The organism is Kribbella sp. NPDC055071 (assembly GCF_053608045.1).
Genome location: NZ_JBSGUS010000019.1, coordinates 137,066 through 158,652 on the forward strand (window position 1 = coordinate 137,066; position 21,587 = coordinate 158,652).

20 protein-coding genes, 1 tRNA gene, 1 other RNA gene and 1 pseudogene are annotated in these 21,587 nt (G+C 67.8%); 13 read left to right on the forward strand and 10 right to left on the reverse strand.

Translation table 11 applies throughout. The annotated features are described in order from the left end of the window. Window positions 1-79 precede the first annotated feature (79 nt). Complete coding sequence (locus ACWF4Z_RS28820) at window positions 80-1,687, reverse strand: purple acid phosphatase family protein (protein WP_452246292.1); 1,608 nt, start codon at window positions 1,685-1,687, stop codon at window positions 80-82. Window positions 1,688-1,959: 272 nt separating this feature from the next. On the opposite strand from ACWF4Z_RS28820, the gene ACWF4Z_RS28825 reads away from it, so the two are divergent. Next, the gene (locus ACWF4Z_RS28825) at window positions 1,960-2,553 is read left to right on the forward strand and encodes a hypothetical protein (RefSeq protein WP_452246293.1); all 594 of its coding nucleotides are present in this window, start codon (window positions 1,960-1,962) and stop codon (window positions 2,551-2,553) included. 13 nt (window positions 2,554-2,566) lie between these two features. Here ACWF4Z_RS28825 and ACWF4Z_RS28830 read toward each other — a convergent pair whose 3' ends face one another. Both ACWF4Z_RS28830 and ACWF4Z_RS28835 read right to left on the reverse strand, forming a co-directional pair. Continuing rightward, complete coding sequence (locus ACWF4Z_RS28830; protein WP_452246294.1) at window positions 2,567-3,250, reverse strand: HAD family hydrolase; 684 nt, start codon at window positions 3,248-3,250, stop codon at window positions 2,567-2,569. Window positions 3,251-3,525: 275 nt separating this feature from the next. Then, window positions 3,526-3,613: transfer RNA gene (locus ACWF4Z_RS28835), tRNA-Ser, on the reverse strand. A 98-nt stretch (window positions 3,614-3,711) separates the two neighbouring features. On the opposite strand from ACWF4Z_RS28835, the gene ACWF4Z_RS28840 reads away from it, so the two are divergent. From ACWF4Z_RS28840 to ACWF4Z_RS28850, 3 genes are all read left to right on the forward strand, one after another. Continuing rightward, a complete protein-coding gene (locus ACWF4Z_RS28840) occupies window positions 3,712-4,230 on the forward strand; it encodes an RNA polymerase sigma factor (protein ID WP_452246295.1) in 519 nt (172 codons plus the stop codon). Then, the gene (locus tag ACWF4Z_RS28845) at window positions 4,230-4,637 is read left to right on the forward strand and encodes a hypothetical protein (RefSeq protein WP_452246296.1); all 408 of its coding nucleotides are present in this window, start codon (window positions 4,230-4,232) and stop codon (window positions 4,635-4,637) included. Before ACWF4Z_RS28840 ends, ACWF4Z_RS28845 begins: the two co-directional genes overlap by 1 nt. A 120-nt stretch (window positions 4,638-4,757) precedes the next feature. Then, entirely contained in the window at window positions 4,758-5,375 is a 618-nt protein-coding gene (locus ACWF4Z_RS28850; protein ID WP_452246297.1) for a CatB-related O-acetyltransferase, read from the forward strand. Here the strand turns inward: ACWF4Z_RS28850 and ACWF4Z_RS28855 are convergent. Then, window positions 5,372-6,187 carry a TIGR03620 family F420-dependent LLM class oxidoreductase gene (locus ACWF4Z_RS28855; protein ID WP_452246298.1) on the reverse strand — a complete coding sequence of 272 codons (816 nt, stop codon included), beginning with the start codon at window positions 6,185-6,187 and terminating at the stop codon, window positions 5,372-5,374. The two genes, ACWF4Z_RS28850 and ACWF4Z_RS28855, sit on opposite strands and share 4 nt — an antisense overlap. Before the next feature lie 83 nt (window positions 6,188-6,270). Between ACWF4Z_RS28855 and ffs the strand changes: the two genes are divergently transcribed. Next, an RNA gene (gene ffs / locus ACWF4Z_RS28860) (signal recognition particle sRNA small type) lies at window positions 6,271-6,367 on the forward strand. Window positions 6,368-6,451: 84 nt separating this feature from the next. Then, window positions 6,452-7,267: an ammonia-dependent NAD(+) synthetase gene (nadE, locus tag ACWF4Z_RS28865; RefSeq protein ID WP_452246299.1), complete on the forward strand. Its 816-nt coding sequence runs from the start codon at window positions 6,452-6,454 to the stop codon at window positions 7,265-7,267. Window positions 7,268-7,305: 38 nt separating this feature from the next. On the opposite strand, the gene ACWF4Z_RS28870 is transcribed toward nadE, so the two are convergent. Both ACWF4Z_RS28870 and ACWF4Z_RS28875 read right to left on the reverse strand, forming a co-directional pair. After that, the gene (locus ACWF4Z_RS28870; RefSeq protein ID WP_452246300.1) at window positions 7,306-7,704 is read right to left on the reverse strand and encodes an SRPBCC family protein; all 399 of its coding nucleotides are present in this window, start codon (window positions 7,702-7,704) and stop codon (window positions 7,306-7,308) included. 2 nt (window positions 7,705-7,706) lie between these two features. Continuing rightward, complete coding sequence (locus ACWF4Z_RS28875; RefSeq protein WP_452246301.1) at window positions 7,707-8,192, reverse strand: MarR family winged helix-turn-helix transcriptional regulator; 486 nt, start codon at window positions 8,190-8,192, stop codon at window positions 7,707-7,709. Window positions 8,193-8,460: 268 nt separating this feature from the next. Between ACWF4Z_RS28875 and ACWF4Z_RS28880 the strand changes: the two genes are divergently transcribed. Continuing rightward, window positions 8,461-10,086: a long-chain fatty acid--CoA ligase gene (locus ACWF4Z_RS28880; RefSeq protein ID WP_452246302.1), complete on the forward strand. Its 1,626-nt coding sequence runs from the start codon at window positions 8,461-8,463 to the stop codon at window positions 10,084-10,086. Window positions 10,087-10,210: 124 nt separating this feature from the next. Here the strand turns inward: ACWF4Z_RS28880 and ACWF4Z_RS28885 are convergent, their stop codons facing one another. After that, complete coding sequence (locus ACWF4Z_RS28885) at window positions 10,211-11,026, reverse strand: nucleotidyltransferase domain-containing protein (RefSeq protein WP_452246303.1); 816 nt, start codon at window positions 11,024-11,026, stop codon at window positions 10,211-10,213. A gap of 191 nt (window positions 11,027-11,217) precedes the next feature. Next, entirely contained in the window at window positions 11,218-12,021 is an 804-nt protein-coding gene (locus ACWF4Z_RS28890; RefSeq protein ID WP_452246304.1) for a DUF4097 family beta strand repeat-containing protein, read from the reverse strand. Between the two features lie 156 nt (window positions 12,022-12,177). On the opposite strand from ACWF4Z_RS28890, the gene ACWF4Z_RS28895 reads away from it, so the two are divergent. The 6 genes and pseudogenes from ACWF4Z_RS28895 to ACWF4Z_RS28920 all read left to right on the forward strand — a co-directional run bounded on the left by ACWF4Z_RS28895 (window position 12,178) and on the right by ACWF4Z_RS28920 (window position 19,644). Further along, on the forward strand, window positions 12,178-15,276 hold the full coding sequence (locus ACWF4Z_RS28895) for a DNA polymerase III subunit gamma and tau (protein ID WP_452246318.1): 3,099 nt from the start codon (window positions 12,178-12,180) through the stop codon (window positions 15,274-15,276). A 283-nt stretch (window positions 15,277-15,559) separates the two neighbouring features. After that, window positions 15,560-15,829: pseudogene (locus ACWF4Z_RS28900) on the forward strand (YbaB/EbfC family nucleoid-associated protein); the annotation flags it as partial. Window positions 15,830-16,013: 184 nt separating this feature from the next. After that, window positions 16,014-16,613, forward strand: coding sequence for a recombination mediator RecR (gene recR, locus ACWF4Z_RS28905; protein WP_452246305.1), 600 nt, complete (start codon window positions 16,014-16,016; stop codon window positions 16,611-16,613). Next, window positions 16,606-17,268, forward strand: coding sequence for a DUF5063 domain-containing protein (locus ACWF4Z_RS28910; protein WP_452246306.1), 663 nt, complete (start codon window positions 16,606-16,608; stop codon window positions 17,266-17,268). Before recR ends, ACWF4Z_RS28910 begins: the two co-directional genes overlap by 8 nt. Window positions 17,269-17,514: 246 nt before the next feature. Continuing rightward, window positions 17,515-18,165, forward strand: a complete 651-nt coding sequence (locus tag ACWF4Z_RS28915) for a hypothetical protein (protein WP_452246307.1) — start codon at window positions 17,515-17,517, stop codon at window positions 18,163-18,165. A 21-nt stretch (window positions 18,166-18,186) separates the two neighbouring features. Beyond that, window positions 18,187-19,644 (forward strand): serine/threonine-protein kinase, encoded by a 1,458-nt coding sequence (locus ACWF4Z_RS28920; RefSeq protein WP_452246308.1) that lies wholly within the window; start codon window positions 18,187-18,189, stop codon window positions 19,642-19,644. Here ACWF4Z_RS28920 and ACWF4Z_RS28925 read toward each other — a convergent pair. Then, entirely contained in the window at window positions 19,641-20,282 is a 642-nt protein-coding gene (locus ACWF4Z_RS28925; RefSeq protein ID WP_452246309.1) for a hypothetical protein, read from the reverse strand. The two genes, ACWF4Z_RS28920 and ACWF4Z_RS28925, sit on opposite strands and share 4 nt — an antisense overlap. Window positions 20,283-20,348: 66 nt before the next feature. Next, window positions 20,349-21,539: a DNA polymerase IV gene (dinB, locus tag ACWF4Z_RS28930; RefSeq protein WP_452246310.1), complete on the reverse strand. Its 1,191-nt coding sequence runs from the start codon at window positions 21,537-21,539 to the stop codon at window positions 20,349-20,351. Window positions 21,540-21,587: the final 48 nt, after the last annotated feature.

Here is a 21,587-nt window from a genome sequence, read left to right on the forward strand (position 1 = left end):
CTGGGGGGGGATCTCCCTCTTTTGCCCGGCTCGGGGGGCGGTCCCGCCGGGTCCGGCCCCCGCGGTTGGTCGTGGTGGGTCAGTGGCGACCGTCGCTGCGGCGGCGTTGGAGGGTGAACTTTTCGAAGACCGAGAGCTCGCCGGTGGGGGTGATGATGTTGTAGTAGGTGACGTAGATGCGGGTCATGTCGCCGGGGTGGCGGCCCGGGTCGACGCTGAACTCGGCGAAGCCGTACGGATGTTCCGCGTCGCGGACGCCGATCCAGATCGCCGTCTCCTTCTCCTTGCGCGAGTTGAACTTACCGAGGTGCTCCATCTGGATCAGTGCCGAGTGATGCCCGTGACCGTCGGCGTCGTCGTTCGTGAAGCTGTTGTTGGTGATGCCGGACACGCCGCCACCGCCGAGGACCATGTGCGTCGTACCGTGCGCGCTGTCGATCACGTCGAGTGCGGTCTGACTCGGGTTGGGTGTGAGAGTGACGCTGCCGGCGACGACGCCACGCACTGCCAACGAGCGCTCGTAGTCGTGCTCGTGGCCACAGACCACCAGGTCGACGCCGTACTTGTCGAACAGCGGTCCGTACGCCGCGCGCAGGGCAACATCGGCGCCGTTCGCGGCAGTCGCAGAGCTGATCATCACCTGGTGCATGCAGACCACGATCCAGTCGACGTCCTTCGAAGCCCGTGCCGACTTGAGCTCCCGCTCCAGCCAGGCGAGCTGCCGGCCGCCGGAGTAGCCGTTGATGTAGATGTCGCCGCCCTCCTGCAGGGCGATGTCGTCGTTCTGCAGGACGATCACCTTCACTGAACCGACCGTGAAGGTGTACCAGAGGTTGTCGAGCTCGGGCTGGTTCTCGGTCGACGGCAGCTCGAAGTAGGCCTGGTACGCGTCGAGACCGAGCGGACCGTTGCCCGACTCGATCTCATGGTTGCCCGCGGCCGGCATCCACGGCCGGAACCGCGCTGAGCGGCTGTTGTTGGCGAGGAAGTCGTGCCAGACGCGGATGCGGTCGGGGCCGGTGTTGGCGTAGCACAGGTCGCCGTTGAGGAGATGGAACAGCGGGCCGACCTTCTCGACGCCGGTGACGACATCGGCGGAGGCGGGAGTGGCGTTGGGCTCGAAGTCCCGGCCCGAAGCGTCGGCCGGGTTCGCTCCGGTCTTCCACGTCACACTGGGCGCACCCTGGTCGCCGAAACTGGTGAAGGTGAACGGCGCCCTACCGGACGGCGCCGTGTGGAAGGTGCCGGCGTCGGGGGTGGCTCCGTCGTGCTGCGCCGCGTACAGGTAGTCGGTATCGGCCCTGAGCTTGTCGATCCGCGCGTGATGGACCCAGACCGTCCGCCCAGAAGTGCCGTCCACGTACGTCTTCGTCGTCGCGTGCACTTTGGAGCCGAAGCCGCCACTCAGCGTGCCGTAGACGACGCGCGGGTTCTTGACGGCCGCGTCGGTGACCCACGAGACGACCATCTGGCTGCGCGGGTCGGCGCCGAAGGTCAGGTGCAGGCCCTGGACGGGGGTGGTGGCCGAGCCGGTGGTGAGACCGGTGACCTCCGACTTCGCCGGGACCGCCTCCGCGGTTTCGCCGCCGAGGATCAGCGGCCCGGCGGCGACGCCGGACACTGACGCGCCGAACACGCCGAGCGCGTTGCGACGAGAGATTCGAGTTTGCTTGGGTTCTTCGGACATGCCGGGGCCTTTCGCGTCGTCGGGTGCAGTCGAACACCAACCGGAGAGCAGGGCGGCAGGCCAGCGGTGCGCACACAGACGGACGCTAGGAACCACGGACGACCGCCGCAGCACGCCCCACATGAACGTCAGATGGCAGTCACCCCAACGAACGGCGACATCCGCCGACCGCGCACGCTACGTGCACATCAGGGCCCGATGCTTCAGAACGTCGCGCAGCCGGTCCGCGCTCTTCGACGGCGGGCACGCCCGGCGAAGAGCATGATGGCTGCATGCCCGATTTCATGTGGCTCCCGGCCAATCAAGCATCGACAGCGGACGTCGAGGCGGTCTTCGCCACGAGCGGAGCCCACAAGTGCCGTTGCCAAGCGCTGAAGGTGCCCGGCTGGATCTGGCGGGACACGACCCAGGAGCAGAGGGATGCCGCGCTGCTGGAGCAGACCGCCTGCGGTACCAGCGGACCGACGTCGGGGCTGATCGGGTACGTCGACGGCGAGGCGGCCGGGTGGGTCGCGGTCGAGCCGCGGGAGAACTACCCGAGGCTGTGGAGCCGGAAGCAGGCATGGATGCGGATGAACCCCGAGCTTGAGGGCGTCTGGTCAGTCACGTGCTTCGTCGTGCGCAAGGGCCGGCGTCAGGCGGGGCTGACCTACGAGCTCGCCGCCGCCACCGTCGAGTACGGCGAGCAGGTCGGCGCCCGCGTCCTGGAGGGGTACCCGATCGAGCCGCCGCCGGGCAAGACCGTGATCTGGGACGAGGCGTCGGTCGGGCTGGTGCAGGTCTTCCTCGATGCTGGTTACGAGGTGGTGGCTTCGCCCACCCTGCGGCGGCGTGTGGTGCGGCGACGACTGGGCGACCATTCATGACCGTCGCGGAAAGCTAGTAGCTGAGCAGGGCCTGGGTCAGCGTTGCGAGGTTCGAAACCACGGGGATCTGAGGTGTAGCCAGGTGTTTGCGTTGGTCGCGCCCGCATACGCAGCCAAGACCTATCGCACCCAACTGCTGCGGCTCACGAACGCGGGCCCACCGACCGCTCACGAACAGGCAGGACGACAGCCGCACTCCGAGGAGATCGGCGGCGCGCTCGGCGGTGTATCCAGCGTCGAAGGCGGCCAGTTCGAGTCCTCGGCGCCCGGCGACTGCGTCGATGTGCGCAGCCAGCGCATGGGCGCCGACGGTGGCCGCGACGGCCTCTTCGGAAAGGTCGCTGATCACCGCGACTTTGCGATCTGTGGCCGCACAGGCGGCGAGCAGCTCGCGCAGGTTCGGTGCTGGCCGGGCTGTGAGCGCGGCATCCAACTCCAGGTGCGAGATCAGTTCCTCGGCCTCGGCGGCGTACTCAGGTTCACGCTCAGCGAGGTAGTCCAGCGTGCGCTCGAACCCGAACCACGCGAAGCTGATCGGCAGCGGCCGGGGCCGATACGGGCGGCTGGCCAACAGATCGCTGACCGCGCGATCCCGAGCATCGCGACCCATCCCCATCTCCACGTCGAACATCACACCGTCGAAGTCCAGCACGACATGTCGAGCAAGCCCAACGGCGCGAGCAACGTGCGGACGCACCCTCGGCACCACTCGGTCCACACGCTCAGAGCCGCCCACCCGATCTCCTTCCGCCACCGCCACCGGCAATCGACCGATCGTCCAGACCCTAACGTCCGGCCAAGGGCGAGTCGACAAGATGGGCACGAGCCTGCGGCCTGCGTTGGCCGGCATGAAAGAACTGGGACGGAACGACGCCGGGGCGGCTCCCAGATGTGGGAACCGCCCCGGCTCGTGTTCGACCTCCGAAAGCCTGTAACCGCGCGCTGACCTGCGGTTTTGCGGCTCCGTGGGAGTGGCGGAGGATACGAGATTCGAACTCGTGAGGGGTTGCCCCCAACACGCTTTCCAAGCGTGCGCCCTAGGCCTCTAGGCGAATCCTCCAAGCGGAGAGGATACGCGAAGCCGCGGGGGATCCTGAAATCGGGGACGTGAACCTGAGGGGGTGCCGGCGCGACTGTGGAGGTGAGAGGAGGTGGGTGGTGGAGCGGCAGTGGGTGGCTGTGGTGGTGCGGGCTCAGCTGGGTGAGCGGGAGGCGGTGGCTGAGCTGGTTCGCGGGTGGCACGAGTCGGTGTGGGGTTATGTACGGCGGATGCTCGGCCGGGACGATGTGGCCGACGACGTGTCGCAGGAGGTCTGGTTGGCCGTCGTACGCGGGCTGCCGCGGCTCAAGGAACCAGACCGGTTCGCTGCCTGGCTCTTCACCATCGCCCGGCGCAGCGTGGTCAACCAACTCAGAGACAAGTACGCCGACCCGCCGCAAACACCCCTGTACGACGAACCGGACCTGGCCGACCACGTAGTCGACCGAGTGGACGTGATGCGGCTCATCGACCGGATCCCGGTAGCGGAACGGGAGGTACTCGTGCTGTTCCACCTGGAGGACCTCGGGCTCGAAGAGTGCGCAGAGGTACTCGCGGTGCCGGTTGGGACGGTCAAGTCACGCCTGCACCGGGCGCGGCGACTGCTGCGCGCGGCGGCGACGGAAGGAGCGGGCTGATGATCTCCGCCGACGAAACCCTGGCCGGCCTTCAGCACGTGCTGTCCCTGCGTCGGCGAGTTCGCTCGCTGGTGCAGTTGTTCGGCGCCGCCGCAGTGGTCGGACTTGTCGGAGCGCTCTGGCTGACCGAGGATGAGCTCCGCGCCCGGACACAGCTCGGTTTTGCGGCCGTGATCCTGGTCGGCCTGCTCACTATGACCAGAGCGGTCGAGGTGCTGCACAGACGCGGCCGCCTCTTCGCAAAGGACCGCCTGATCGCGGGCTGGATCGCCACCGCCTCCGCAGTACTGCTGGCACTCGGCCTCGCCGTCGCCGGACACGGTTGGCTCGGTGCGCCCGTCGTACTGGGTGCACTGGGGTTCTTGCTCTTCACACACCTGCAAAAGAAGCGTCTGGAGCAACGATGAAGCCAATAGGCCCTTTGGGCATCGCACTGAAGCACTTCGGTACCAAACGAGCTGCCCTGGTCATTGCGGCCGTGCTCATCGTCCTGCTGGTGATCGGCCTGCTCATCTAGGGTCGGTGCCATGGATGCACCGGACCCGAACGTCGTTCACCCGATGCCCGAGGCGGCGCGCGTCGTACTGCTGAAGGCTGTGGTGACCTCGCCGTTGATCGAGGTCGGCGACTACTCGTACTACGACGACCCCCACGACCCGACCGCCTTCGAGACGAACAACGTGCTCTACCACTACGGCCCGGAGCGTCTGCGCATCGGCAAGTACTGCGCACTCGGCGAGGGCACCACGTTCATCATGAACGGCGCCAACCACCGGATGGACGGGCCGTCGACGTTCCCGTTCCCGATCATGGGCGGTGCGTGGGCGGAGCACTTCGATCTGATCTCGGGACTGCCGGGCCGCGGGGACACCGTGGTCGGGAACGACGTCTGGTTCGGCTACCGCGCTCTGGTGATGCCCGGCGTGACGATCGGGGACGGCGCGATCGTCGCGTCGGGTGCGGTCGTGGTGGACGACGTCCCGCCGTACGGGATCGTCGGTGGGAATCCGGCCAAGCTGATCCGCCGGCGGTTCGCCGACGCGGACGTGGACCGCCTGCTCGAGGTCGCGTGGTGGGACTGGCCCGTGGAGCGAGTGACGGCCAACGTCCGCTCGATCATGTCCGGCCGGATCGATGACCTCTAACCAAGCAGCGTGGGCGCCAGTGCCCTCCACTCGTCGATGGGCTGGGGACCGGTGACGCCGGTGATGACGTTGATGGCTACGTGGTCGGCGCCGGCGGTCAGGTGCTCGGACAGCTTGGCCTTGATGTCGGCTGGGGTTCCCCAGGCGGCCAGCGCGTCGACCATGTGATCAGGGAGCTCGGCTTGATCCTTCTCGCTGTACCTCTGCCGCTTGAGTGACGCGGCGTACCCAGGGATCTGTGGGAAGAAGCCGATCGTGTCCCGCGCGATCGAACGGGCCTTGTCCGCATCTGACTCCAGTACGACGAGGTGGCTGATCGCAAGGAGCTTGTCCGGCCCGAGAATCCCACGTGCCTCAGCTGTGTAGGTGGCGTTGACCAGAAACGGCAGTGCGCCGGCGGACCGGTCGCGGGCGAGCTCCAGCATCCGCGGCCCGAGTGCTGCGAGCACAATGCGGTCGGTCGGTACGTCGACCTCGTCCAGATACGCGCTGAGGGTCCCCAGCGGCTTGGCCCCGTGCGCTCCGCCTAGGCCGACGGTGAAACGCCCCGGTGCGGACGCCTCCAGCGCGGCGTACGTCGTACTGACGTCGGCGGCACTGTACTTGTCCACAGACAGGATGCCGCTGACGAACTTGATCGATGTGGTCGCGTCGATGAGGTCGACGATGGTCTGGAGCCCCGGCAGCGGACCGCCGGAAAGCCAGATCGTGGAATATCCCAGCTCTTCGGCCGCCCGCGCGGCTTCCAGAGAGTGTGCGCTGCTGTCCAGACCCGTGGAAATGCCGAACGAGCCGAATTGATGATCTGTCACCCAACCACCCTAGAGCCCATCCCGGGCGATCAGGAGGAGTTCCGCCGATTTCGGTCGGGCCGATGAGATCCCGTACACTCGTGGCTGGTTCCCCGCGTGGCGGTATCTCGCCCAACTCCCCCAGGGCCGGAAGGCAGCAAGGGTAAGTGAGCTCTTCCGGGTGCGCGGGGAATCCTTATGTCCAGGGGTCTGCTGGCCCCGCGGCCGTTGGGCGGCACACCCTAGGCTTGGATCGGTCCGCACCGATCACGCCGAAGGAGCCCGATGAGCGACGAGCGCCGCTACCTGCAGGAACTGATCATCGCCGAGCTCGGCGTACCCGTGTCGTTCGATGCGGAGACCGAGATCGAGCGGCGGGTGGAGTTCCTGGCCGATCAGCTCCGGTGGACCGGTGCGACGGCGTACGTGCTCGGCATCAGCGGCGGCGTCGACTCCAGTACGGCGGGACGCCTGTGCCAGCTCGCGGTTGAGCGAGTGCGGTCCGAGGGTGGTCAGGCGACGTTCATCGCGATGCGGCTGCCGTACGGCGTCCAGGCCGACGAGTCGGACGCGCAGCGCTCGCTACAGTTCATCAAGCCGGACGAGACGCTGGTGGTCGATGTGAAGCCGGCCACCGACGCCATGGTCGAGTCGGTCCGCCACGCCGGGCTGGGCGACCGCGAGGACTTCCACATCGGCAACATGAAGGCGCGGCAGCGGATGATCGCGCAGTACGCCGTCGCCGGGGCACGTGGCGGTCTGGTCGTCGGCACGGACCACGCGGCCGAGGCGGTGATGGGCTTCTTCACCAAGTACGGCGATGGTGCCTGCGACCTCACGCCACTGTCAGGCCTCACCAAGCGCCGCGTCCGCGCGGTCGGCGAGCGACTCGGCGCGTCCCCCGAAATCACCGGCAAGGTCCCGACGGCCGACCTCGAGACCAACAACCCCGGCCTGCCGGACGAGATAGCGCTCGGCGTCACGTACGACGAGATCGACGACTTCCTCGAAGGCCGCGAGATCGACGAAAAAGCCGCCACCACAATCATCACCACCCACCGCCGCACCGCCCACAAACGCACCCAACCACTAGCCGTCTGAATCAGGATCTGGCGGCCGGCAGGTGGTCGCCGGCTTGTTCAGGAGCTGTGGGTGAACTGGCGGACTCGGTTGGCGAGGCGGGCCAGGCGGATGGTGGCGATGTTGCGGTACGCCGGGCGCAGGACAGTTGCCAGCGGCCCCGACTGCTCGAACGTGTGTGTCACCTGGCTGTCCGGTGTGATGGTCCAGGTCCCGACCTCACGGAATCCGGGGACCTGCCAGGTGATCTCGATTCGGTCGGGCTCGACCACGGTGTACCGCAACTCGCCGGCGAAACCCGGCCGGACGCGCAGCGCGTACTGCGTGCCGAGCTCGGCCTCAACCGGTCCGTCGATGGCGAGGAACGCCTCGTTCCACTCCGGTAGCGCCAGGGCGTCCAGGAGGACGTGGCGGATCGCGGTCGGGCCGGCAGGGATGGTGTCGGTGGCCTGTTCCATGACTATCTCTCCTGGGCGAGGTGGTGGTCGAACTCCGGATCACGCCGGCGAGCCAGCGCGGCTCCGGCGGGGAACGCGTCGGCGACGGCGCGCAGTGTGGTGATGGTCTCGTCGAGCGCGTGGCCGGCGACGAGGTCGTTGATGGTCCGATGGAGCCGGTTCTCCGCGGTGACGATGCGCCGGTGCAACGCGCGGCCCTGCGTGGTCAGGCTCAGCGCGAGGTAACGCCGGTCGACCTTGTCGACGGTGCGTTTCACCAGTCCCTGCGCGACCAGGCGATCGACCAGGCGGCTCGGACTGTTGCCGGTTTCGCAGACGAGCAGGCCGCCTAGTGCGTTGAGAGTCAGCGGTCCGTGGTCGCGCAGCACGCGCAGAACTTCTGCCTGAGAAGGCGTGATTCCCAGCGGTCGCAGCTCTGCGGCGAGCAGGCGGTTGCCCTCGCGCTGGACGGCCAGCACGAGATATCGCAACTCCTCGACAACCTTCATGACCGATATGTTACACGACACGTATGTCGTGTCATCTGTTGGCGCGGCGAGTTCTGTTGCGGTCGGCCCATTTCTGCGGAGGGAGTCGCGATCGGTTCGGGATCGCCCCGGTGATCGGCTCGGTGATCGCCTCGGGGGTCTGTTCGGGATCGCGTCGGGAGAGTCTGCCGGATTGGTGCGAGAGAGCAGGCGGAGTGCCGGAAGAGTGCCGGAGAAAGTCCGGTCAGGGTCATGGTCAAGGCGACACCACGACTGGCACAGTGTGTGCATGAAGGGTCTGATGCAGAACTACCAGCTGTCCCTGGACACCATCTTCCTCCGGGCCGAGCAGTTCTACCCGGACAAAACCGTGTACACCGGCGGTCCGGCGCCGACGAAGGTGACGTATGGCGAGTGGGCCGACCGGACCAGACGTCTGGGCGGCGTGCTGGACACGCTCGGCATCAGTCCGGACGGCCGCGTCGGCACCTTCGCGTGGAACTCAGGTCGCCACCTCGAGCTGTACTTCGCGGCGCCCTGCACCGGCCGAGTCCTCCACACGCTCAACATCAGGCTCTTCCCCGACCAGGTCGTCTACATCGCGAACCACGCCGAGGACGAGGTCGTCTTTGTCGACAAGTCGCTGCTCAAGCTCTTCCTGCCGCTCCTCGAGCGGTTGCCGCTGGTCCGCCACGTCGTGGTGATGGATGACCTGCCGCCGGGCGCGCCCGCGGCGGGGATCCCGGATGACGATCGGTTCCACGACTACGAGGAGCTGCTGGCCGCGGCCCAGCCGGTCGAGTTCCACGTCGAGGACGAGAACCAGGCCGCCGCGATGTGCTACACGAGCGGTACGACGGGCAACCCCAAAGGCGTCGTGTATTCGCATCGATCGACGTGGCTGCACTCGATCGGCGTCCTGACGAACGCCGGAATCGGCCTGGCCGAGACCGATACCGTGATGCCGGTCGTGCCGATGTTCCACGCGAACGCGTGGGGTCTGGCGCATGCGTCACCGATGGCCGGCGCCTCACTCGTCTTTCCCGGGCCGGATATGAGTCCGCAGGGGATCCTCAAGCTGCTGCAGGAGCAGGAGGTCACGCTGACGGCCGGGGTGCCGACGATCTGGCAGGCCCTGTTGCCCTTGCTCGATGGTGTCGAACTGCCCAAACTGCGGCGGATCCCGTGTGGTGGTTCCGCCGTACCGCTGGCGTTGTCGGAAGCGTTCCGGGAGAAGCTGGGGAAGCCGATCCTGCAGGCGTGGGGCATGACGGAGACGAGCCCGGTGGCGACGGCGGCGCATGTCGCGGTGCGGGACAAGGATCGGCCCGAGGAAGAGAAGGCCCACCTGCGTGCTCGGGCCGGGCTGCCGCTGCCTGGTGTCGAGGTGCGGATCGTCGAGCCTGGTTCGATCACGTCCTTGCCTTGGGACGACGAGGCCACCGGTGAGCTTCAGGTGCGCGGCCCGTGGATCGCGGCCGAGTACTACCGGCCCGACGACGGCGTCCAGCTCAACACCGAGGACGGCTGGATGAAGACCGGCGATGTCGCCGCGATCGACCAGTTCGGCTCGGTGCGCATCGTCGACCGCACCAAGGACCTGGTGAAATCAGGCGGCGAGTGGATCAGCTCCGTCGAGCTGGAGAACCTCTTGATGGCCCACCCCGCGGTCAAGGAAGCGGCCGTCATCGGCGTACCGCACCCTAAGTGGGACGAGCGCCCCCTGGCCTGCATAGTCATCCAAGACGGCGCCACGGTCACCCCCGAAGACATCCTCGACTACCTCCGCCCACTCGTAGCCAAGTGGTGGCTCCCCGACGCCGTCGAATTCATCGAAGAGGTCCCCAAAACCTCAGTAGGCAAGTTCTCCAAAAAAGACCTCCGGACCCGCTTCGCCAACTACCACCTCGAGTAACCCCGGCGCAGCCAGATCACCTCAGGCGCCGCCTCGACCCACCACCCGGCAGTCAGCAGGCTGGCAGTCAGCCGGTAGTCAGCCGGCCGGTGAGGAGCAAGCCGGCCGGTGTGGCTCGGGGTGGTCAGGTGAAGTTTGTGTGGAAGTGGTTTTTGAGGTGGGTGAGGGTCGCCTCGACGAAGTCGGTTGGCCAGGGGTTGTTGGTGTGGTGGGCCAGGGCCGTGGCGCGGCGGATGAAATCGCGGCAGATGTACTGGTTGGCCGCGATGATGTCGGCTGGGTCGGTGCCGGCGGGAGGGATGGCTTCGAGCGTGGCGCGTTGTTCGTCGGAGAGGCAGGCGTTGAGGCGCTTGGCGCCGCCGGTCCGGCGTACGCCGCGTTCGGCCAGCATCAAGGCGATGAGTTGGTCGCGGACGACCCCGATCCCTTGATTTGCGACGATTCGCTCGTCTCGGCCAAGGACGGTGACCAGGTTGCCGAGGAAATAGAAGAAGAGGTTGACCGTCGTGGCCGGCCAGTACGGTTCGCCGACACGCCCGCCCTCGCGCGGGATGTCGCCGTCCGGGAACAAGGTCCCGTCGCGGTCGAAGAGCACCCGGACGCCGTCGTACTGAAAGCGGTCGAAGGCTGCTAGTGGATGCACGATGAGATCTACGTGCAACCAGTCGGGTGTGATCCCGAGCCCACCGATCAGCCCAGGCAGCCCGTCCGTGTGGACAGTCGGCCCGGCGAGCTCCCGCAGTACGTCGTCCCAGCGGTCCTCGAACCACGCCACGCTGTCGTCCGTCACGACCAGATGCACATCGACATCACTGAACCGGTCGGCCTCCCCGGTCCCATAACTCCCAATGAGATAGACCCCGAGAACCCGCTCGTCCCGAGGCAACAACTCCCCAGCCCGCCGGATCACCGCCTGCTGCCTCTCGTCGCCACCGCTCATTCACATGACCCTAGAGGCAGGCTCGGCCCCAACGCCGCCCGGGCAAGCAGAGCGAAGCCATCACGCCTTGAAGCCAAGCTGGCTGGGATCGGATCGCGCTGACCGTTGCTCCGGCCGACCGGAGGCGCGAGGTACGCCGTGTCCGTCGATGGAGGCCCGGGCGCAGCACAGTCGACCGGGCCTGGCAACGGTCAGAGGTTGAGGCCTGGATCCGGGCGGCCTTTGCGGGTGTTCGTGGCCGCCTCGCCCTGATCGGCTCGCGCCGGCGGAGCATCGTCGTACGACAGCTGGAGACCGCGCATCACGATGCTGTCGTGCGGTACGTCGACCGAGCCGGTAAGACCGTCGACGTTGATGCGCAGTTGCGAGGCGAGATCGTCGTCGGTCACCGTCACGGTGATGGCTCCCGTGTTCGAGCTGAGGTTGATGTGGCCCGGCCCCGTCGCGTGGACGTGGATCTCGCCGCTGTCGGTGCTGAACCGCGAGATCGGCGCGCCGAGGTCGGCAACCCGGATCGCGCCGCCCCTGGTTCTGATCGTGGCCCGGATTCCGATCCGGCGGGCGCTCACGGATCCTTCGGCTCCCTTGGTCCTGACGTCGGCGCCCTCGATATCGCCCAATGTCACCGGACCGCCTTCGGTCCGCACATCGGCCGACGTACATCGCTCGAGCACCACAGAACCGGATCGGGTCTGTGCGCTCACGCTCGCCAGCCCATCGGCCCGCACCTCGGCGACATCGGTCGTACAGTCCAGCGTGCTCCCCGGGGGAAGCTCGATGCGGACCTCGATCGGGCTGTCGTTGAAGACGTTCTGCCCGTCGTCGACGAAATCGGCGGTCATCGTGTTCCCGTCGGTGGACAGCAGCACGTCCCTCACCATGTCGCCCGACCGCTGTGTCTCGTTCGCGGTGTAGATGCTCATCGTCGCGCGCTCACAACCGGGAACGACCTTTGCGTCGATCAGGCCGGACTGCAGCCGCGGCAGCTTGATCACCGCGTGGACAGGCGCCGTGGTCTCGAGGAAATGCTCTTGCCTGATCAGGGGTCCCCCAAGGCGTGGGCAACGGTCACCTCCAGTGTGGTGGCCAGTCGGTCCACAGGTCCCATGCCTGCGGTGGTCCCGGAGCGGGGGATCGGGCGGGAGCGTGAAATGTCGGTGGTCAGCGCTAGGGTTGCGGGCGTGGAAGCACCTCTTGCGTTGTATCGGCGGTATCGCCCGGAGACGTTTTCCGAGGTGATCGGGCAGGACCATGTCACGGCGCCGCTGCGGAACGCGTTGAGCAACAACCGGGTCAACCACGCCTATTTGTTCTCAGGCCCCCGCGGTTGTGGGAAGACCACCAGCGCGCGGATCTTGGCCCGGGCGATCAACTGCGAGAAGGGTCCGATCGCGGAGCCGTGTGGGGTCTGCAAGTCCTGCACCGACCTGGCGCGAGGTGGGCCCGGCAGCATCGACGTGATCGAGATCGACGCGGCGTCGCACGGTGGTGTGGACGATGCGCGCGATCTGCGGGAGCGCGCGTTCTTCGCGCCGGTCGAGAGCCGCTACAAGATCTACATCATCGACGAGGCGCACATGGTGACCACGCAGGGCTTCAACGCCCTGCTGAAGCTGGTCGAGGAGCCGCCGCCGCATCTGAAGTTCATCTTCGCGACGACCGAGCCGGACAAGGTGATCGGGACAATTCGGTCCCGGACGCATCACTATCCGTTCCGTCTGGTGCCGCCGAAGGTGCTGGGCGACTACATGGCTTCGCTGTGTCAGTCCGAAGGTGTGTCGATCGAGTCGGCCGCGTTGCCGCTGGTTGTGCGCGCTGGGGCTGGGTCGGTGCGTGATTCGCTGAGTGTGCTCGACCAGTTGATCGGTGGGGCGGGGCCGGGCGGGGTCACGTACGAGCTGGCGGTTGCGCTGCTCGGGTTCACCCCGGATTCGCTGCTCGATGCTTGTGTGGACGGGTTTGCCGCGCATGACAGTGCGGCCGTGTTCGAGACGATCGAGAAGGTCATCGAGACCGGGCAGGATCCGAAGCGGTTCGCGGAGGATCTGCTGCGACGGCTGCGGGATCTTGTGGTGCTGTCGGCCGTGCCGGGTGCTGTCGCTTCTGGTCTGATCGAAGCGGCGGAGGACCAGGGCGAGCGGCTGCAGGTGCAGGCGGCCGGGATCGGGCCGGCGGAGCTGACCCGGGCGGCCGACATCGTTGCGGCGGGTTTGTTGGAGATGCGTGGTGCGACGGCGCCTCGGCTGCAGCTCGAGCTGATCTGCGCCAAGGTGCTGCTGCCTGGCGCGGACGATTCGACCAACGGTATTCAGGCGCGTCTCGATCGGATGGAACGCCGTCTGACCATCGGAGTTCCTGCGGGTACGCCGGAGCTCGCGCCAAACCAGGCTGGTACGGCGACGACCGCCGGCCCGGCGGGTGGTCCCGCCCAGGACCCGGCCGCCAGCCGAGCCGCAGCCCGAGCCGCGGCCACTGGTGGTGCCGCAGGAGCTGCTCCTGCAGCAGGACAGGCCGCGGCCGCTCGTTCAGCTGGAGCGGACGGCAGCACCGGAGCGGACAGCACTGGAGCGGGCGGCGGCGCTGGAGCAGACGGCGGCGCTGGAGCAGACGGTGGTGCGTCGGGTGGTCGTGGTGCGGGAGCGGACGGTGGTGCGGCGGGTGGTCGTGCGGGATCGGGTGTTCCGGCTGCGAGTGGGAGCGGTGCTGGGGTAGACGGCAGTGCGGCGGTCGCTGGAGGGGTTGAAGCGAACCGCAGTGTCGTGGGCGGTGGCGGGGTTGAAGCGGACCGCGGTGCGGTGGCTGGTGGTTCTGCAGGTGGTGGCGGCGAGGGTGGTTCAGCTACCTCGGGTGCTGCCGGCGATGATGCAGCTGCCTCGGGTGCTGTCGGCCGTGGGACAGGTGAGGTGGCTGGGGGTGGTGCGGGTCGCGGGGGTGCTGCCGGTTCGAGTGCCGCGAGTTCGAGTGCTGGCGGTTCGAGTGCTGTCGGTTCGGGTGTTGGTGGTGCGGGCGGTTCGGGTGGGGCTGGGCGGACTGGGGCTTGGGGGGATGAGTCTGGTTCGGCTGTGGTTGAGGGGTCTGATGCGGGGCAGGCGGTTGTTGGGGAGGCGGCTGCTGGGGCTCCGGTGCCGGGGGGTGGGGGTGGCGGGGCTGTCGGGTTGGTGGATATTCGGCGGTTGTGGCCTGAGGTGCTCGATGCGGTGAAGAGCAAGCGGCGGTTCGCGTGGATCATGCTGAGCCAGAACGCGCAGGTCATCGCGGTTGATGAGCAGACCTTGACGCTGGGGTTGGTGAACGCGGGGGCGCGGGAGAGCTTCGCTCGCTCGGGGAGTGACGAGATCCTCCGGCAGGCGATGATCGACACGATCGGGCTGAATCGTCGGATCGAAGCGGTCGTCGACCCATCAGCGGACCCGGGTGCCGGCGGACAACCATCAGGCGGTCGCTCCGGCGGACCCCAGGCCGGCGGATCCCACGGCGGTCCTCAAGCCGGTGGTCCGCAAGCCGGTGGTCCTCAAGCCGGTGGACCTTCCGCCGGCGGACCAGGTGCTGGCCCGGCAGGTGCTGGCGGTGCGGGTGCGCCGGGCACTGGCGGGAGCGGGGGCGCAGGCGGTGGTGCGGACGGAAGCGGGCCTGCGGGTGCTTACGGGAGCACGGGCGTTGGCGGTGGTGCGGGTGTCAGCGGGACTGCGGGCGCAGGTGGCGGAGGTGGTTCGGGTGCGGGTGGCTCGAGCGCGGTGGCCGGCGGGGGTGCGGGTCCGGGTGCAGAACCTGGGGCCGGTGGATTTGCTGCGGGTGGCGCGCACGCTGACGGAGCTGCTGTGGGTGGTGCTGGAGCGTCGGGTGTGGGAGGTGCAGCCGGCAGCCGGCAGGTGGCGGGTGGTTCGGGGGCTCGGACTGGGGGTTGGGGTGACGACGGCGGGTCAGTGGTGAGCGGCGGTTCGGGGCTGGCGGTGGCTGTGCAGGAGCCGCCGGATTCGGAGTACGACGTACCGCCTGAGGATCCGTGGGAGGAAGGGCCGACGTCTACGCAGGCTGCTAGTAAGCGTCGTGCGGCGGAGGCGGCGGTTGCCGCGGAGCAGGCGCGGAAGGCGGCTGCGGCGCCGACGAAGCGGGTGGCGCCGCTCACTCCGGAGGAAGAGGCTGACGCGGTCGGCGAGGACGACGTCGTACTCGAGGACGACTCGCAGTCGCATACGGACCTCCTCCGCGAGACCCTCGGCGCACAGATCATCACCGAAGAACCCAACTGACCCTCGCAACCCAGATCACCAAGAAACCCAACTGACCACACCCCCTGTGAACACACCGTTGTCCACAGGGGGTGTGGGCTGTTGTGGAGGGCGTCCACAGAAATCACAGGGTGTGGACGAGAGGTTTCCACAGGCTTGTGGACAACTTGGGGAGACTGGTCGGTTTCTGGGGGAGCGTGGGGTTGTCCGACCGACCGGCTAGTGTTGAGGCTCGGGTTAGTCACGGAGCGGTTGGGACGAGGAGATCGCAGTGTTCGACGGTGGCGGTGCTGGGGGCTTCGACATGTCCAACCTGCTCGCGCAGGCGCAGGCGATGCAGAGCCAGCTGATGGAGGCGCAAGCCGACCTGGAGAGCCAGGAGATCGAGGGCTCGGCCGGCGGTGGGCTGGTGACCGCGCTGGTCTCCGGCACGGGAGAGCTGCTCAGTCTGAACATCAAGCCGGAGGCCGTCGACCCCGACGACACCGAGACCCTGGCCGATCTGATCGTCGCAGCGGTCCGCGACGCCTCGGCGAACGCGAAGGAGGCCGCGGCGCGGGCGATGGGCCCGCTGGCCGGCGGCATCCCCGGGTTCGGACCGGACATCCCCGACTTCGGCGCGAGCCCGTCAGGGTCCGGCGCGCCCGCGGGCTTCGCCCTGCCCGGTAAGACGACCCCCGCGGTCGAGGCCGGCGACAACCCGGGCACACCCGAGCCGGGTAGCGGGACCGGTCCGTCCGGTCAGACCGCAGGCTGACGTGTACGAGGGGGCCGTTCAGGATCTCATCGACGAGCTCGGCCGGCTGCCCGGTGTGGGTCCGAAGTCCGCGCAGCGGATCGCGTTCCACCTGCTCTCGGCCGACGAGACCGACGTACGACGGCTTGCGCACGTGCTGATCCAGGTCAAGGAGAAGGTCAAGTTCTGCGAGATCTGCGGCAATGTCGCGGAGGAGGCGCAGTGCCGGATCTGCCGCGACCCGCGTCGTGACCTGAGTCTGATCTGCGTGGTTGAAGAGGCCAAGGACGTGGTCGCGGTCGAGCGGACCCGCGAGTTCCGCGGCCGGTACCACGTGCTCGGCGGAGCGATCTCGCCGATCGAGGGGATCGGGCCGGACGAGCTCCGGATCAAGGAACTGCTTCAGCGGCTGGCCGACGGTGAAGTGAGCGAGATCATCCTGGCCACCGACCCGAACCTCGAGGGTGAGGCGACAGCGACGTACCTGAGCCGCATGCTGCGGCCCATGGGGTTGCGCGTCACCCGATTGGCTAGTGGACTTCCTGTAGGCGGTGATCTCGAGTACGCCGACGAGGTCACACTCGGACGGGCGTTTGAAGGGCGACGATCGATCGATGACTGATTCAACCGATAATGCAGGCTTCACCGATATTGCCGAACGGGCGCTGGAGACGGACGCCGAGGACCTGACGGAGTTCGCCGAACAGATCGCCGACCAGGTCCGTAGCTTCCTCATCTCGGTCCGCGACATCGCCGCGCAGCCGGACGAGGACGGGATCGACGAAGGCCTCGCCTCGCTGCCGTACCTGCTGCTCGAGGTGAGCCAGCTGCTGCTGGCCGGCGGTCGGCTGGGTGCGTTCGAAGACTTCGTTCCCGAGGAGCGGTTCGAGAGCGACGCCGGACCGGATCCGGATCTGGACGCGATGCGCGACCGGCTGGCGATCCTGTTCGAGGGTCTCGACGAGTACGCCGAGGTTTTCGATCCGTACGCCGCGCCACCCGAGATCACCGTCAACCGGCTGTCCGACGACCTCACCGCGATCGCGACCGACCTGGTGCACGGGCTCGCGCACTACGAGGAAGGCCGCGTTGTCGAGGCGCTGTGGTGGTGGCAGTTCTCGTACGTGTCCACCTGGGGTGCCGCTGCGAGCGCCGTACTGCGGGCGATCCAGTCGCTGATCGCGCACGATCGGCTGGAGCCGGCCCACGACCCGGAAACCGAGGCCACCGACCGTGAACTGGTCGAGGTCGCCGAGGAAGCCGTCCAGCGCCGCTGAGAGTTATCCAGGCCAGCCCTGACCGGCGTCACGCAGGGGTCCTCAGCCACTACGGTGAGGATTCGAACCCGGTCAGGAGGCCTGCGCGCCTGGTTGCTCGTCATCAGGCGACCCTCCGAGCTGCGGCTCACGCCGACGAGTCTGATCGTGAGGCGTGGCGGTCAAGGGCTTCGGCCGCCGATGGGTCGAGGTCCGGACCTGACCCCCACCAACCGTCGCGACCGGGTCGGCAGATTGAATAGCGGAGTGTCAGTTTTCGACGTGATTCAAGGGCTTCCGGACCTGGCAACGGTCAGGCGGGTCAGCCGCGCGCTCGCCGTCCTGGATCTCGTCCTGGGTGGTGACAGCGACAACTACTTCGCGTTCGACGCGCGGTGGTCGGAGACGGAAGAGGCCGCGTTGATGCGGAACGGATCGGGCGACGAGTACTCGATCGTGTTCTCGCCGGACGGCGCGTTCGCGTACGGATTCGATCACGAGTCGCCGATGTCGCCGTACGTCAATGACGACGAGGTGTGGCCGGGTCTGCTCGACGGTGTGCCCGAGGTCTTTCACGCTGCCCGCGACGAGCCGGCCTTCTGTGATGAGGAGGGAACACCACGGGCGACAGTCTGTTTCTGGCGTACGACGGATGACACGGCCTGGCGATGTGGTCCGGTCGAGCGTGCCGACGTGGACGGCGCCGACACGTTGTTCGAGGTGATCGCAGCCGGGCAACCGGAGGCGTACCTGACCTTCGCCGAGGACTACTACGAGGTTGCCCTCGACCTCGAAGCGATCCGCCATGTCTACGCGCTGATGCCGCTGACCGAGTACGTCGTCACCTCGCTCAACCCGCAGCGCCGGTTGAGTGATCTCGCGGACGGGATCGCCGAGATCGGCTACCCGCGCTCCTGAACCACGTTAGCGTGGCGCCCGATGACAAGGCATTCGCAGGATCCGGCGGTGATCGGGTCGTTCACGATCCTGGGCAGACTCGGCAGTGGCGCGATGGGCGCCGTTTACCTGGCCCGCTCGTTGGGTGGGCGACTGGTCGCGGTCAAGGTCGTCCGCGACGAACTGGCCGGTGACTCGGCCTTCCGCGCCCGGTTCGCTCGCGAGATCAATGCCGCCCGCAAGGTCAGCGGCGCGTACACAGCCGCCGTTGTCGATGCGGATCCGGATGCCGAACGTCCCTGGATGGCCACGGAATACCTGCCAGGACCGACGCTGCAGAAGGCGGTTGGGACCTCCGGCCCGATGACACCCGGTGCCGTGCAGACGCTCGCGGGCGGACTTGCCGAGGCGTTGACGGCGATCCACGCGGGCGGCGTGGTTCACCGCGATCTCAAGCCGTCGAACATCGTGCTGACCGACAACGGCCCGCGCGTGATCGACTTCGGCATCGCCCGCGCCCTCGAGGAGGCCGGCCTGACCGCGACCGGCATGGTCATCGGTACACCGGGCTACCTGTCACCCGAGCAGATCACCGGTACGGCGATCGGGCCGCCGAGCGATGTGTTCGCGCTGGGCTCGGTGTTGGTCTTCGCCGTGTCGGGCCAGGGTCCGTTCGCGCACGGGAACCCCGCATCCCTGCTGCACCGCGTCATTCACGAGCAACCGCAGGTCCCGCCGCTCCCGAGTCCGCTGCAGGACGTCGTACGGCGGTGTCTGGTCCGCGATCCCGCACACCGCCCAACCCCACCGGAGATCCTGCAGTTGCTCGGCGTGAACGGATCACCGCACACCCTCGTCCTCCCGCAACCGGCCACCAAACTCCTCACCGAGCAACAACCGCCCGAGCCAACGCCACAACCACAGCCGCCACAACCACAGCCGGCACAGCCACGGCCACCCGCGCCACAACCCCTGCATCACCAGGAACCGGTGCAACCATCCGGTGCCGCCTTCGCGACCAGCCGGACCCGCCCGGCGATCGTCGCGACGATCACCACCCTGCTCGTCGTCGTCTTCGCCCCACCGGATCCCGAAGTCACAGCCGAGCACCCGGGCCTCAGTGCGTTCTTCGGTCTCTTCGCCTTGCTCTGCCTGTACTTCGCCCTGCGCAACTGGCAGCTCGTCCTGCGACGGCGAGTCGTGCTTCACCTGTCTCCACAGGGATTGACGATCCAGCGCGGGTCCCGGCACGGCACTGTCCCCTGGATCGGCGTTACCCGACTTCGCATTGGTGGCAACCACAAGCGTCCATGGCTGATCGCCTGGCTCGAGCCGCCGTACCACTCCGCGCTACCCGCACCAGGCCGACGGCACCACGGCGGTATCCGCGTCTACCCGATCGCCCACGGCCGGACCGCCAACCGCCGGATCCGCCAGCTCAACGAACTTCGCGCCGCCCTCAACTGGTACGCCGGGGGCCTGCACGACGACTCGTACTAGCCGGCGGCCACACAGGTCGCGGTGACCGTCACGCGCTTGGTCTCCGAGCCAACGTTGCGGAATCGGACCGACCAGGACCCGGGACCGTCGGGTCCATTCCCCCAGACCTGCATCACGGTCGGATCGATCAGGCTGTAGCCGCCACTCACGACGACCTTGCCCTGCGGGCAGGCCGCTCTGACCTGGATGAAGGCGCCTTTCACGATGTCGTCTGCGCCTGTCACCTGCTGATAGCCCGAAACACCCGCGGGGCCAACGGCACCTGGAGCTCCAGTGGCACCTACCGGACCACCAGGACCGACCGGCCCAACCGGCCCAACGGCGCCCTGCGCACCGGTCGCACCCACTGGGCCGACAGGTCCGACCGCTCCCATCGGTCCGGTCGGTCCGATGGGACCGCGGACACCCTGCTGATTCCAGCTGAGCGGGTCCTCTCCGGACGTGCACGCGGCGGTGGGGGCAACCACCCGGATGGTCCCCTTGCCGATCCCGAGCAGACCCCGGCTGACACACGCGTGAATCTGCGGCACCGGATCCTCGGTCGCCGCCGACACCGCCAAAGCGGTGCCCCCGGCAACCACCGACAGCACGGTCGCCCCGACCGCGATCCTGCGCCCCGTCCGCACGACTGATCTCATCGCAAGCCCCTCCTCGGAAGTTGGTCCGAGCACATCCTCGAACCGACTCTTCAGAGAAGCTTCAGATCAGTCCGGCAACATCGGGACCGTCAGGCCCTGGTCCCGGCCGAGGAGAACGCCCCGGGTGATGGCGTTGGTGCCGAACTTGTCCTTGACCTGGTCGAGGGCGCTGTCGAGCTCGCTGTTCGCGGCCTTGTCGAAGGGGAGAGCGAGTTGCAGGGCCGCCTCGTTCTCGAGGTTGCCGACGGAGATGCCGATCATCGTGATGCCCTGGGACACGATCAGCGGCCGCGCCGCCACCAGCAAGGCCCGTGCGGTGATCAGGATCGCGCGGGTCTGGTCAGTTGCCTGGGGCAATGTATGTGAGCGCGTCGCCCGGCTGAAGTCGTCGAAGCGCAGCCGGAGCGTAACGGTCCGCCCGGACCGGCCGGCTGTGCGCATCCGGCGGGTGACTCGATCCACCAGCCCGGCCAGCACGGCATCGAGCGTGGCCGGCGACTTCGGTGATCGGCCGAGCGCCCGCTGCGAACCGATCGACCGCCGGCGACGACCGACCTCGATCGGCCGTGGATCGCGGTTGTGCGCCAATGCATGGAGATGACGCCCGGACGCCCGCCCGAGCATGGCGACCAGCGCGGCCTCGGGCAGCATCGCAACATCGCCGACCTTGGTGAGCCCGCGCGTCCGGAGCTTCTCCGCGGTGACGGTGCCGACACCCCAGAGTCGCTCAACGTCCAACGGATGCAGGAAATCCAGCTCACGATCGGGCGCGACCTCCAGCAGGCCGTCCGGCTTGGCGACCCCGCTCGCCACCTTCGCCAGAAACTTCGTCCGCGCGATCCCGACCGTGATCGGCAACCCGACCTTCGCCAACACCTCGGCCCGCAACCGCTGGGCGATCTCCAGTGGCGTACCACGAATCTTCCACAGCCCGCCCACATCGAGAAACGCCTCGTCGATCGACAACCCCTCCACCAGCGGAGTGGTGTCCTCGAAGACCTTGAACACCGCCTTGCTGGCCTCCGAGTACGCCGACATCCGCGGGTCGACGACGATCGCGCCGGGACACCGCCGCAACGCCTGTCCACCGCTCATGGCCGTGCGAACGCCGTACGCCTTGGCTTCATAGCTGCACGCGAGGACGACGCCGGCGCCGACGATCACCGGGCGGCCGCGCAGGCGTGGATCGTCCCGCTGCTCGACCGACGCGTAGAACGCGTCCAGATCGGCATGCAGGATGGTCGCCCCGCCTGACATCGACACGAACATATGTTCGCATACACCACCGACAAAAGGTGGCCGACG

Excerpts from the sequence above, each read along its gene's own strand:
- ACWF4Z_RS28820 (WP_452246292.1), bottom strand. The coding sequence starts at position 1,687 with ATGTCCGAAGAACCCAAGCAAACTCGAATCTCTCGTCGCAACGCGCTC.
- ACWF4Z_RS28825 (WP_452246293.1), top strand. The coding sequence starts at position 1,960 with ATGCCCGATTTCATGTGGCTCCCGGCCAATCAAGCATCGACAGCGGAC.
- ACWF4Z_RS28845 (WP_452246296.1), top strand. The coding sequence starts at position 4,230 with ATGATCTCCGCCGACGAAACCCTGGCCGGCCTTCAGCACGTGCTGTCC.
- ACWF4Z_RS28850 (WP_452246297.1), top strand. The coding sequence starts at position 4,758 with ATGGATGCACCGGACCCGAACGTCGTTCACCCGATGCCCGAGGCGGCG.
- nadE (WP_452246299.1), top strand. The coding sequence starts at position 6,452 with ATGAGCGACGAGCGCCGCTACCTGCAGGAACTGATCATCGCCGAGCTC.
- ACWF4Z_RS28870 (WP_452246300.1), bottom strand. The coding sequence starts at position 7,704 with ATGGAACAGGCCACCGACACCATCCCTGCCGGCCCGACCGCGATCCGC.
- ACWF4Z_RS28875 (WP_452246301.1), bottom strand. The coding sequence starts at position 8,192 with ATGAAGGTTGTCGAGGAGTTGCGATATCTCGTGCTGGCCGTCCAGCGC.
- ACWF4Z_RS28880 (WP_452246302.1), top strand. The coding sequence starts at position 8,461 with ATGAAGGGTCTGATGCAGAACTACCAGCTGTCCCTGGACACCATCTTC.
- ACWF4Z_RS28885 (WP_452246303.1), bottom strand. The coding sequence starts at position 11,026 with ATGAGCGGTGGCGACGAGAGGCAGCAGGCGGTGATCCGGCGGGCTGGG.
- ACWF4Z_RS28895 (WP_452246318.1), top strand. The coding sequence starts at position 12,178 with ATGTCGGTGGTCAGCGCTAGGGTTGCGGGCGTGGAAGCACCTCTTGCG.
- ACWF4Z_RS28910 (WP_452246306.1), top strand. The coding sequence starts at position 16,606 with ATGACTGATTCAACCGATAATGCAGGCTTCACCGATATTGCCGAACGG.
- ACWF4Z_RS28920 (WP_452246308.1), top strand. The coding sequence starts at position 18,187 with ATGACAAGGCATTCGCAGGATCCGGCGGTGATCGGGTCGTTCACGATC.
- ACWF4Z_RS28925 (WP_452246309.1), bottom strand. The coding sequence starts at position 20,282 with ATGAGATCAGTCGTGCGGACGGGGCGCAGGATCGCGGTCGGGGCGACC.
- dinB (WP_452246310.1), bottom strand. The coding sequence starts at position 21,539 with ATGTCAGGCGGGGCGACCATCCTGCATGCCGATCTGGACGCGTTCTAC.